The organism is Anaerostipes sp. CAG:276 (assembly GCF_000432215.1).
Classification (GTDB): Bacteria; Bacillota; Clostridia; order Lachnospirales; family Lachnospiraceae; genus Anaerostipes; species Anaerostipes caccae.
Genome location: NZ_FR889184.1, coordinates 1 through 12,824, shown reverse-complemented (window position 1 = coordinate 12,824; position 12,824 = coordinate 1). Strand labels below are relative to the sequence as shown.

Here is a 12,824-nt window from a genome sequence, read left to right as displayed (position 1 = left end):
TCCAGTACGGGCGCCTCCCTGAGCTGAAAAAACAGCTGGAAGAGGAAGAAGAGAAAGTACGGAAAGAGGACCGCTCTATGGTCAGGGAAAGCGTCACAGACGAAGAGATCGCCAAGATCATTTCCCGCTGGACGGGAATTCCTGTGGCAAAGCTTACAGAGAGTGAGAGAAATAAGACACTCCATCTGGATGAGATCCTTCACAAGAGAGTTGTGGGGCAGGACAATGCAGTGCAGCTTGTGACGGACTCTATCATCCGTTCCAAGGCGGGGATCAAAGACCCGAGCAAGCCGATTGGTTCTTTCTTGTTCCTTGGGCCGACGGGTGTAGGAAAGACGGAGCTTGCCAAGGCACTAGCAGAGAGCCTATTCGACAACGAACAGAATATTGTCCGTATCGATATGAGCGAATATATGGAGAAACACTCCGTAGCCCGTCTGATCGGAGCGCCTCCGGGATATGTAGGATATGAGGAGGGAGGACAGCTGACGGAAGCAGTCAGAAGAAAACCTTACTCTGTTGTACTGTTTGATGAGGTGGAGAAAGCTCATCCGGATGTGTTCAATATCCTTCTCCAAGTGCTGGATGACGGAAGGATCACAGATTCCAAGGGAAGGACCGTGGACTTTAAAAATACGATCCTTATCATGACATCCAACCTTGGTTCCACCTATCTGCTGGAAGGCATCGACCAATCCGGTAATATTACAAAAGAGGCGGAAGACATGGTGATGGCAGACTTAAAGAACCATTTCAGGCCGGAATTCTTAAACCGTCTGGATGAGATGATCCTGTTTAAACCGCTGACGAAGGAAAACATTACGAACATTATTGACCTGTTAGTTGCAGATCTGAATAAACGTCTCAGTGACAAAGAGCTTGCCGTAGAGCTCACACCGGCAGCGAAAATCTTTGTGGCGGACAACGGATATGACCCGATGTATGGTGCCAGACCGTTAAAGAGGTATCTGCAGAAGAGCGTGGAAACATTGGCTGCAAGGCTGATCTTAGGTGATGGGGTCAATATGGAAGATAAGATCCTGATTGATGAACAAAACGGGGAACTGACGGCAAGGGTGAAATAAGAAGATATTTAAAAAGGCTGTTTTGAACAACAGCCTTTTTATTGTAACACTGCTTGCCTGCATAGATAGGAAAAACAAGCGTAAATAAATAAGCCTACCTTGAACTTGGCGGTCTGGGTAGGCTTATGCACAAACCGGAGGCTAACCACCTCAGTGGGCGATATGCTCCTTTCTTTACTTATACTATGCTGTTTTTGGGTATTTTTGTAAGAGATTTCGCTGAAGATTCTCTATTCAAAATTCTCCGTTTACAAAAAACCATAATGGTCCAGCCCATTCCAAATTCCATGTGCGTCAATGTCGGTTGTTACATACTCTGCTGCATCTTTTACACAGTCATATGCATTCCCGAGAGCGATGCCGTGTCCTGCGGCTTCAAACATGGGCAGATCGTTAGGGGCATCTCCGAACGCATAGCAGTCATCGATCGGGATGTTAAAGTGTTCCGCAATAAAAGTAATGGCAGTTCCTTTAGATGTGCCTTCCGGGATAACTTCATAAAAATCTTCACCATTTTTGATGCACTTGAACGGAAAATCCAGGGAGTGAACATCTTCAATAAAGGCGGCCATATTCTGAGGCGTATCCGGGCTGGAAAAGCACACCAGTTTATCAAAAGATTTTACATTGTCCCAGTTAAATTCGATCACCATGCCGTCAGAACTTCTGCATACCTGGATCATAGAAGCGTAATAGGGATGGAACGAGGTATCATCGTCAGTGTAATAGGAACAGCGGCTTCCTTCAAGACAGGCACGGATGTTGTGGATGCGGCATAACTCTATGATCCGGGATTGGATATCTTTCGGAAGCTCACGGTGGTATAGGATATCTCCCCTGTAGCGCAGATCGGTGCCGTTGCCGCAGAGGTAGCCGTCGAAATCCAGGGAAAAGAAGTCATTCCCTATATATGCATAAGGCCTTCCAGTATTCAAGAAGATTTTATGGCCGTTCGTCTGGGCCTGCTTTAATGCCTTGGCTGCACTCGGCGGGATCTGGCCGGCCTTATTGCTGTATAAAGTCTCATCCACATCGAAAAATAAATATTTATGTTCCAAAAGTGTTCCTCCCTGTCTGATGTATTATCTTTACTGTGCCAAAAGAAATGCTTAGAACCGCACGGTGTCCTAAGCATTTCAAGTAAGTCTTTTAATATTTTATTCTTCTACGGTCACAGATTTCATAACCTGTTTTTCCAACGGCGCGTCAGAGTAGTCCGTTGCCACCTCAGCGAGTTTATTGACGACATCCATGCCCTCGATAACCTGTCCGAATGCGGCATATTGTCCGTCCAGATGCGGAGATGTTTTGTGCATGATGAAGAACTGAGAACCGGCAGAATCCGGAGCCATTGATCTTGCCATGGATAACACGCCCGGCGTGTGTTTTAAGTCATTCTTTACTCCGTTCATGCTGAACTCACCTTTGATGGTGTGTCCTGGTCCTCCGGTTCCGTTTCCGTTCGGACATCCTCCCTGGATCATAAATCCGGAAATAATGCGGTGGAATGTGAGCCCGTCATAAAAACCTTCCTTCACCAGCTTCACAAAGTTTTCTACTGTGATCGGAGCGATATCCGGATACAATTCTGCCTTGATCGTATCTCCGTTTTCCATTGTAATTGTTACGATTGGGTTTGCCATAATTCCTATTCCTTTCTATATCTTCCTATATAACTGATTATATAGGAAACCAAAAGAATGTCAATGAAGTTACAAATGTATTAAAAATATTAAAAAAATCTAATAAAAAGGGTGGTATTTCAGAACAATATCAGTATAATGAGAGATAATCAGTGTCGAATTATGGAGGAATTTATGGGGTTAAGTTTTTACGAAAAGAAAAAGAAATCAAAAAAACTATGGACTTTGCTGCTGGTTCTGGTCATTGCTGCACTGGGTGCGGCCTGCTGGATGTTCAAAGTGAAACAAGAAGAGCGGGAACTGGCCGCGAGAAAAAAACAGGAAGAGCGGACGGTCAGGATCACGATACCGGAGGGCTATACGGCAGAACTTGCGGCGAAGAAATTTGAACAGAAAGATATCTGTAAGGCTGAAGATTTTTTGAAGGCGGCCGGTGATCTCGACGGTTATTCTTATGAATGGCTGGAATCGGTGCCAAAAAAGGCACAGGTAAACTATAAACTGCAGGGATTTTTATTTCCCGATACTTATGAGGTATACAAGCATACCGATGCCAAAAAGATCGTGGCTATGATGCTTAACAATTTTAATACCAAATGGGAGCAGATATCCAAAGAAAACAAGACCGGTCTCACCCCGTATGAAATCGTGACTCTTGCGTCTGTCGTTGAGAGAGAAGCTAAGGTGGATGCTGAGTATGCCAAGATTTCCGGTGTGATCTACAATCGCCTGGACAAAAAAATGAAGCTCCAGATCGATGCAACCGTGCTCTATCCTCTTACAAAAGGGAAATATAATAAGAAAAGAACGCTGTATAAAGACCTGGAAGTGGATTCACCATATAATACGTACAAAAATCAGGGGCTCCCGGCGGGACCGATCTGCAATCCGGGGATCAATGCTTTGAAGGCGGCAGTTTCTCCACAAAAACATTCTTATCTCTATTACCATACAGATAAGACCGGAAAGGGAACTCATATTTTCTCAGAAACCTTCAGTCAGCACGAAGAATCTCTAAAAAATCAGGCAAAATAGACAAAAGACACTGTTATTTTTTGGACAAGATTTTTTCTAGAAAAAAAGATTCATAAAGTACTAAAAAAAATACGAAGAAATTTAGTTAAAATCCTTTAAAAACCCGTTCTAATGATGTAAAATAAGGCTGTATGCATGATTGTATACAGTTTTATTTTGTTCTAAACAACGGTCCCGTTGTTGTGATAACATCCTGTCTCCTCTGTAAGGAGAAGGGAAAAACTTAAGTGTAGATTGTTAATATTTACACAAGATTTTTAGGAGGAAGAAACATGGCAAGAAAAATGAAAACCATGGATGGTAACACAGCCGCAGCACACGTATCATATGCGTTTACTGAGACAGCTGCAATCTATCCGATCACACCATCCTCACCAATGGCAGAATCAACAGACCAGTGGGCAACTCAGGGAAAGAAAAACATTTTTGGACATCCTGTAAAATTAGTTGAAATGCAGTCTGAAGCCGGAGCAGCAGGAACAGTACACGGTTCTCTTGCAGCAGGTGCACTGACAACGACTTACACTGCATCTCAGGGATTACTGCTTATGATCCCGAATATGTACAAGATCGCAGGTGAATTAATGCCTTGTGTATTTGATGTATCTGCACGTGCAATCGCATCTCATGCACTGAATATCTTTGGTGATCACTCTGACGTTTACGCTTGTCGCCAGACAGGTTTTGCAATGCTTTGCAGCTCCAGCGTTCAGGAAGTCATGGACTTAGGCGCTGTTGCTCATTTATCTACAATCAAGGGAAGTGTTCCTGTATTACATTTCTTCGATGGATTCAGAACATCACATGAGATCCAGAAGATTGAAATGTGGGACAACGAAGATCTTGCAGATATGGTAGATTACGAAGCACTTGAAAAATTCAGAGCAAACGCATTGAATCCAGAACATCCGGTTCTTCGTGGATCTGCTCAGAACCCAGACATTTTCTTCCAGGCAAGAGAAGCATGCAACAAATACTACGATGCATTCCCGGCGATCGTTGAAGATTACATGAACCAGGTAAATGCTAAGATCGGTACAGATTACAAATTATTCAACTACTACGGAGCTGCTGACGCTGAATCTGTGATCATCGCTATGGGATCTGTATGTGAGACCATCGATGAGACCATCGATTACTTAACAGCAAAAGGCGAAAAAGTCGGTGTCGTTAAAGTAAGACTTTACAGACCGTTCGTAGCTGAAAAATTAGTGGAAGTGATTCCGGAAACTGTTAAGACAATCAACGTTTTAGACAGAACAAAAGAACCGGGATCTCTTGGAGAGCCATTATACTTAGATGTTGTTTCTGCATTAAGAGGAACAAAGTTCGAACAGGTGACAATCAACGGAGGACGTTACGGATTAGGTTCCAAAGATACAACTCCTGCTGATATCATCTCTGTATTCAACAACAAAGACAAGAAAGAATTCACAGTTGCGATCAATGATGATGTGACAAACTTATCTCTTGAAAGAGGAGAAGCTGTTTCTTCTACACCGGAAAGTACAGTAAGCTGTAAGTTCTGGGGACTTGGAGCAGACGGTACTGTTGGTGCCAACAAGAACTCTATCAAGATCATCGGTGATCATACAGATAAATATGCTCAGGCATACTTTGATTATGATTCTAAGAAATCAGGCGGTGTTACAATTTCCCACTTACGTTTCGGTGATGACCCAATCAAAGCAACATACCTGATCAACAAAGCTGACTTTGTAGCTTGTCACTGTGCTCCGTACATGACAAAATACAACATGGTTCAGGACTTAAAAGACGGCGGTACATTCCTGCTTAACTGCAGCTGGCCGGTAGAAGAGATCGGAGATCACCTTCCGGGACAGGTAAAAGCCTACATGGCAAAACATAACATCAAATTCTATGTGATTGATGGTATCAAGATCGGTAAAGAAATCGGACTCGGCGGACGTATCAATACAGTTCTTCAGTCTGCATTCTTCAAGTTATCAGGAATCATTCCGGAAGCAGACGCAATCCAGTACATGAAGGACGCAGCTACCGCTTCATACAGCAAGAAGGGTGACCATATTGTTAAGATGAACCATGATGCGATCGAAGCTGGCGCTAAGAGCGTTGTAGAAGTACCAGTTCCAGCTGAATGGGCTGACTGCGGTGAAGAAAGCTTACTGCACCCAGTATCCGGGGACAGAAAAGATCTTGTTGATTACGTTAACAATATCCAGAATGCTGTCAACGGCCAGATCGGTAACTCCTTAAAGGTAAGCGACTTAGTTCCTTACGCTGACGGACATATGCCTCAGGGATCTGCAGCATACGAAAAACGTGGAGTTGCAGTAGACGTTCCTACATGGAATCCGGACAACTGTATCCAGTGTAACTTCTGTGCTTATGTATGTCCTCATGCAGTCATCCGTCCGGTAGCGATGACAGAAGAAGAACTGGCAGCAGCACCGGAAGCTACAAAATCTCTTCCGATGACCGGAATGCCGGATTATAAATTTGTTATGACAACCACTGTTCTTGACTGTACAGGATGTGGTTCCTGTGCAAATGTCTGCCCAGGAAAGAAAGGCGAAAAAGCCCTTACGATGGTATCCTTAGACAGCATGAGAGATCAGCAGGAAGTTTACAATTACGGACAGTCTTTACCGATCAAAGAAGATATCTTTGACAAGTTCAAACCGGAATCTGTTAAGGGAAGCCAGTTCAAGAAACCTCTCCTTGAGTTCTCCGGAGCTTGTGCGGGATGTGGTGAGACACCATACGCAAAACTGATCACTCAGTTATTCGGTGAAAGAATGTACATTGCCAACGCAACAGGATGTTCTTCTATCTGGGGCGGTTCTTCACCGGCAACACCTTACACAGTAAACAGAGAAGGACAGGGACCGGCTTGGTCAAACTCTCTGTTTGAAGACAATGCTGAGTTCGGTTTAGGTATGTTCACGGGTCAGACTACTTTAAGAGAGCAGACAAAAGAAAAGGTTGCAGCATTAGCTGAAACTGCAGATAATGCAGACGTGAAAGCAGCAGCAGCTGAATACTTAGACACTTACACAGACGGTAAGAAAAACGGAGCAGCTACCAAGAAATTAGTTGCAGCGTTAGAGGCATGCGGATGTGATGAAGGCAAAGAGATCCTTAAGATGAAAGATTACTTATCTAAGAAATCTCAGTGGATCTTCGGCGGTGACGGATGGGCTTACGACATCGGATTCGGTGGTGTTGACCATGTTCTTGCAAGCGGTGAAGATGTAAACATCTTTGTATTTGACACAGAAGTTTACTCTAACACCGGCGGTCAGGCATCTAAATCCACACCGGCAGGAGCAATCGCTCAGTTTGCAGCAGCTGGTAAGGCTGTGAAGAAGAAAGACCTTGCAGCAATCGCAATGAGCTACGGATATGTATATGTTGCTCAGATTTCTATGGGTGCTGACTATAATCAGACAGTCAAAGCAATCGCAGAAGCAGAAGCTTATCCGGGACCTTCACTGATCATCGCTTACGCTCCATGTATCAACCATGGTATCAAGGGCGGAATGAGCATTGCTCAGTCTGAAGAGAAGAAAGCAGTTACATCAGGATACTGGAACTTATTCCGTTTCAACCCTGAATTAGCTGAAGAAGGAAAGAATCCATTCTCCTTAGATTCTAAAGAGCCTACAACAGAGTACAACGACTTCATCATGGGAGAAGTTCGCTACAACGCATTGGCTCGTCAAAACCCTGAGAGAGCAAAAGAATTGTTCAAACAGGCTGAAGAGAATGCAAAAGAAAAATATGCTCGCTTAAAAGAAATGGCAGATAAATAAGAAGCATAAGATTTAAAATAGAAAACGGTGCACTGGACGAATTCAGTGCACCGTTTTTTTATTCCATAGAATTGGTTCGCGAGGTGTGCGAAACACACTTTTGTTCTGAAGTTTAACCTTGATTTTACAAGGATTTAACATAATTCTCCACGAAAATCATGTAAAATAAAATTGCTGTTAAATTTTATTAAATTGAATGTGAGACAAAGGAGAATAAAATATGAATACAACGATTGTAATGGGCCTGCTGGGGGGACTTGCCCTGTTCCTGTACGGAATGCAGATGATGGGTGCCGGGCTTGAGGCGGCTGCGGGCAACCGTATGAAACGCATTTTAGAAAAATTGACATCCAACCGATTTTTGGGAGTAGCTGTAGGTGCGGGCATCACGGCTGTCATTCAATCATCTTCGGCTACAACGGTCATGGTCGTGGGATTTGTAAACTCCGGACTGATGACGCTCAATCAGGCAGTATGGATCATCATGGGAGCCAATATCGGGACAACCATTACCGGACAGCTGATCGCACTTGATGTAGGAGCTATGGCACCGATCTTCGCATTTGCCGGGGTAGCAATGGTATTGTTTCTGAAAAAACCCAAGATTCAGTACATAGGACAAATCATTGCCGGGCTGGGCGTCCTGTTTATCGGTATGGATATGATGAGTACAGCGATGATGCCGCTTAGAGATGCACCTGCATTTATTAATCTTATGACGAAATTCTCGAATCCGATCGTCGGTATTCTTGCAGGAGCGGGATTTACGGCATTAATCCAGTCATCTTCTGCATCCGTAGGTATTCTTCAGGCCCTGGCAGCCAGCGGGCTGATCGGGTTTAACAGTGCAGTGTTTGTATTATTCGGACAGAATATAGGAACATGCATTACTGCGATTCTTGCGGCTATCGGAACAGGGAGAAGCGCAAAACGGACCACAGTGATTCATCTGCTGTTTAACATTATTGGTACAATCATTTTCACAACAGTGTGTCTGACCCTGCCGCTGAGTGATTTCGTGGCAGCATGGACGCCTGGAAATGCTCCGAGACAAATTGCCAATATGCATACCCTGTTTAATCTTGCCACAAGCTTTCTTCTGATCCCATTTGGAAATCAGCTGGCATCTCTCGCAGTAAAGATTCTGCCGGAAAAGGAGGCAGAAAAACAAAAGCAGAAGCATTTGAAGTATTTAAGAAGCTGGGATGCAGGGCTGGACCCCAGAATTGGAGGCGCTGCCATCCACATGGAGGAAGTGGGAAAGGAAATCCGCAGGATGCTTGAGATGGCGAAGGAAAATGTGGATGAAAGCTTCCAGTCTTTTCTGGTTGGGAACAGCCATAAATTGAAGGAAGTGGAGGAGAGGGAAGAATATATTGATTACCTCAATAAAGAGATCTCAGGGATTATTTCAAAGATGATGGTATCTGAGACGAACGAGAAAACTTCCGAGCTCATCAGTTTGTATTTTAAGATGACAGGAAATATAGAGCGCATCGGGGATCATGCAGTAAATATTTGTGACTATACAAAGATTATCGAAGAAAAAGAGATTAAATTCTCACGTCAGGCAAGAGCAGAGTTAAAAGAGATGAAGCAGATCTGCCACAACATGTTCCGCTATTTTCAGAGAGAGATCGAGGACACAAAGAAATGGCTTGAGGATCTCCATGAGATGGAGCACTTTGTGGATACGAAAACCCAAGAATTTTACAACAGTCATCTAATGAGGATGAAACGGGGAGAATGTAATGATGAGGCATGTATCATTTATTCCGAAATGCTGGTAGATTTTGAACGTATCGGTGATCACCTGTGGAACATGGCCAAAGCTATGAGGGAAATTGCAGAGGAAGTTTAGTGTTAAGGGGAAGAGCTTTTCTTCCCTTTTTTTGTTTCAGTTATGATATAATACAACTGTTAGTGTATTAGAGGAAAAAAGGAGAAGGTAGCATGGAATACATTTTATCGCCGTCGATTTTATCGGCAGATTTCAAGACACTTGGTGACGATATCAAAAAAGCGGACGCTGCTGGGGCACAGTGGGTTCATATTGATGTGATGGACGGAGACTTTGTTCCGAATATTTCATTTGGAATGCCGGTCATCAAAAGCATCCGCAGTGCAACGGACAAAGTATTCGATGTCCATCTGATGGTAGAGGAGCCGGGCAGATTCATTGATGAATTTGCGGCATGCGGGGCAGACTATATTACAGTACATGCAGAGGCGTGCACCCATCTCGGACGTGTGATCCAGCAGATCAAGCAGAAAGGCTGCAAAGTGGGAGTTTCACTGAATCCTGCAACTTCGCTGAGTGTCCTTGACTATGTGCTGGATGATCTTGATATGGTACTCATCATGTCGGTGAATCCAGGTTTCGGAGGACAGTCTTATATAGAAGCAATGGATCAGAAGATCAGGGATCTGAGAAAAATGATTACAGACAGAGGACTCGATGTGGACATTCAGGTGGACGGAGGAGTAACAGCTGATAATATTGCTCATATCAAAGACTGCGGTGCGAATGTATTCGTAGCCGGATCTGCCGTATTCAACGGAGATATTGAACAAAATATAAAGAATTTATTTAAGGCAATGGAGGTATAGAGATGAGTGAGTGTACTCACGACTGCAGCAGCTGCGGGGAAAGCTGTTCTGACAGAACGCAGTCACAGACAGATTTTATGGAACCATTATATAAAGACAGCAGTGTAAAAAAGGTGATCGGAGTAGTGAGCGGCAAGGGAGGTGTGGGGAAATCTTTGACCACAGCCCTGCTTGCGGTGGCGGCAAACAGAAAAGGCCTGCACACAGGTATTCTGGATGGAGACGTGACAGGACCGTCGATTCCCCAGGCCTTTGGTCTGCATGAAAGACTTTTGGGCAATCAGGAAGGGATTATTCTGCCTGCGCTCACAAACTTGGGTATCGAGGTGGTGTCAGTCAACCTGATGCTGGAAGAGGAGACTCAGCCGGTGATCTGGAGAGGTCCGGTAGTGGCCGATGTGGTCAAGCAGTTTTGGGGCAGGACATTATGGCGTGACATCGACGTGATGTTTGTGGATATGCCGCCGGGAACAGGGGAAGTGCCTCTGACAGTATTCCAGTCCGTGCCTCTGGATGGGATTGTTGTGGTAGCTACCCCTCAGGATTTGGTTGGAATGATTGTTGAAAAAGCGGTCAATATGGCTAAGATGATGAACATTCCAATCCTCGGAATCGTGGAAAATATGAGTTACATCAAATGTCCTGACTGCGGAAAAGAGATTTCTATTTTTGGAGAGAGTCATATCGACGGAATTGCCGAAAAGTATCAGATCCCAGTATTAGGAAAACTTCCGATTGATCCGAAACTTACAAAGGCATGTGATGAAGGTTTGATTGAAGATGTAGAGGAACTTTATTTAGACGGAGTGATCGAAACCCTTTAAATATTGTTTCGCATATAATGTCGAATTTTTTGATATTATCAGATTACAATGAAATATAGAAAAATATTTATGAAAAAAGAGATGAATCCGATGGATTCGTCTCTTTTTTTGTAATGAATTTGTAATATTAATTTGGGAAAACTTGGTTTAAACGTGTTCTTTTTTTCATACAACGGTTGACAAATCGTCAAATGTTAAGTAAACTAGCACTAAGTTATTACAAAAATATTTCAAATATTTAAAAAGTAAGAATAAATTTTAAAAAACTATCATAGGTTATACAGTAACCGAAATGATTTGATTTAGAAAGAGGACATTATGAAATTTTTAAAAATAGCAACAAAGAAAAAACTTTTACTGCTTGCCATGATGGCAGCAGTAGTGACGGGTGCACTGTTCACCGGTTCATCATCCACAGAAGCGAAGGCTAAAAAAGTACAGTACTTAGGAAAATATAAACTGACCGCATACTGCGGATGCAGAAAATGCAGCGGTGGCTATGGAAACAAAACTGCTACGGGAAGAAGAGCCAAACAGGGGCGTACGATTGCCGTGGATAAGAGAAAGATCAAACTGGGAAGCAAGGTTAAAATTAAGGGTAAAACTTATGTTGCCGAGGATGTAGGCGGCGGAGTAAAAGGAAAACACATTGATGTTTACTTTAAATCCCATAAAAAAGTAAAACAGTTCGGACGTAAGAACAACGTCAAAGTATACAAAATTAAAAAATAAGTGAGAAACTGCTGTACATCGTATCCAAATGTACAGCAGTTTTTTTGTTGCTTAGGAATGATTTTGTCCTATTTTTCTTTAAAAATGTTCCGGATACAGCCCTTCAGATCTCATGGTCTTAAGGGCATCCATGACATGCTGTTTATCTTCCTTATAGGTCACACCGTACCATTGGTCTTTGGAGACCAGAACATCCATTGTAGCTTTTCTTTCCTCCATCAGCTGGCTGGCCACGCTTGGAATAAAGTATTCACATTTTAATGGGTTTTCTTTTAGGGAAGCAGAGAGGAATTTTGAAAAACCAGTCTCCAATTCATCCATGATCATAGGGCGGAAGCCAAAAAAGTTCATTGATACGAGAGTGTCAAACGGGAGGGATGTCCATGAGTTTCCGTCATCTTCCGTAAACTCAGCATGATCCCCGCGTTTTTCAATATGTGTCCGCTCTGTGATAGAGACTAACTGATGGTTTTCATCTACCTCACAGATTCCTCTGGAGACATATCCGCTGTCTGTCACGGTATTTCCAAGATGGTATCCGACCATTGCAAATTTTGCTTTGGCGGAAGAAGATTTCTTTGTAAGAAACTGGGCCATAGCCTGATAACCGTGGATACCGTAATAATCATCGGCATTGATAACGGCAAATGGTTCCGCAATAAATGGCTTGGCACAGAGAACCGCATGGGCAGTACCCCATGGTTTTACCCTGCCTTCCGGGACAGAGAAGCCGGCAGGAAGGCTGTCCACTTCCTGAAAAGCATAGCAGACTTCCATTCCGTCCGGTATCCTGGAACCCACTGTCTCCTTAAAATCTTTTTCAATCCCTTTTTTTATCACAAACACGACTTTTCCAAAGCCGGCCCGTTTTGCATCATAAATAGAATAATCAATGATTGCATGTCCCTGGTCATCCATAGGATCCATCTGCTTCAGCCCGCCGTATCGGCTGCCCATGCCGGCGGCAAGAATGACTAACGCTGGTTTTTTCACTTTTGATACCTCCAAATCAATTTCTGAACAACATTATACCTTATCGTGCGAAGCACGTCCACCCGAGAGACATTTTCCACATAATTTCCGTTCGGCTCTTAGAAT

General features: G+C 43.5%; 10 protein-coding genes. 7 read left to right on the top strand and 3 right to left on the bottom strand.

The genetic code is table 11. The features are described from left to right. Positions 1 to 1,085, top strand: a 1,085-nt coding sequence (locus tag QVP35_RS06880) for an AAA family ATPase (protein WP_288187783.1), incomplete at its 5' end; no start/stop codon positions are given. Between the two features lie 248 nt (positions 1,086 to 1,333). On the opposite strand, the gene QVP35_RS06875 is transcribed toward QVP35_RS06880, so the two are convergent. Together QVP35_RS06875 and QVP35_RS06870 are read right to left on the bottom strand one after the other, a co-directional pair. Then, entirely contained in the window at positions 1,334 to 2,143 is an 810-nt protein-coding gene (locus QVP35_RS06875; protein WP_009290944.1) for an HAD family hydrolase, read from the bottom strand. 99 nt (positions 2,144 to 2,242) lie between these two features. Then, positions 2,243 to 2,728, bottom strand: a complete 486-nt coding sequence (locus QVP35_RS06870; protein ID WP_006566342.1) for a peptidylprolyl isomerase — start codon at positions 2,726 to 2,728, stop codon at positions 2,243 to 2,245. A 174-nt stretch (positions 2,729 to 2,902) separates the two neighbouring features. Between QVP35_RS06870 and mltG the strand changes: the two genes are divergently transcribed. The 6 genes from mltG (at position 2,903) to QVP35_RS06840 (ending at position 11,726) form a co-directional block, all read left to right on the top strand. After that, a complete protein-coding gene (gene mltG / locus QVP35_RS06865) occupies positions 2,903 to 3,763 on the top strand; it encodes an endolytic transglycosylase MltG (RefSeq protein WP_022260944.1) in 861 nt (286 codons plus the stop codon). Between the two features lie 272 nt (positions 3,764 to 4,035). Continuing rightward, positions 4,036 to 7,560: a pyruvate:ferredoxin (flavodoxin) oxidoreductase gene (gene nifJ, locus QVP35_RS06860; RefSeq protein ID WP_009290946.1), complete on the top strand. Its 3,525-nt coding sequence runs from the start codon at positions 4,036 to 4,038 to the stop codon at positions 7,558 to 7,560. 220 nt (positions 7,561 to 7,780) lie between these two features. Further along, positions 7,781 to 9,421 (top strand): Na/Pi cotransporter family protein, encoded by a 1,641-nt coding sequence (locus QVP35_RS06855; protein ID WP_022260943.1) that lies wholly within the window; start codon positions 7,781 to 7,783, stop codon positions 9,419 to 9,421. A 92-nt stretch (positions 9,422 to 9,513) separates the two neighbouring features. Then, on the top strand, positions 9,514 to 10,170 hold the full coding sequence (rpe, locus tag QVP35_RS06850) for a ribulose-phosphate 3-epimerase (RefSeq protein ID WP_006566328.1): 657 nt from the start codon (positions 9,514 to 9,516) through the stop codon (positions 10,168 to 10,170). 2 nt (positions 10,171 to 10,172) lie between these two features. Beyond that, positions 10,173 to 10,994, top strand: a complete 822-nt coding sequence (locus QVP35_RS06845) for an Mrp/NBP35 family ATP-binding protein (protein ID WP_009290949.1) — start codon at positions 10,173 to 10,175, stop codon at positions 10,992 to 10,994. Positions 10,995 to 11,312: 318 nt separating this feature from the next. Beyond that, positions 11,313 to 11,726, top strand: coding sequence for a 3D domain-containing protein (locus tag QVP35_RS06840; RefSeq protein WP_009290950.1), 414 nt, complete (start codon positions 11,313 to 11,315; stop codon positions 11,724 to 11,726). 78 nt (positions 11,727 to 11,804) lie between these two features. Here QVP35_RS06840 and QVP35_RS06835 read toward each other — a convergent pair whose 3' ends face one another. Next, a complete protein-coding gene (locus QVP35_RS06835; protein WP_009290951.1) occupies positions 11,805 to 12,719 on the bottom strand; it encodes a nucleotidyltransferase family protein in 915 nt (304 codons plus the stop codon). Positions 12,720 to 12,824 lie beyond the last annotated feature (105 nt).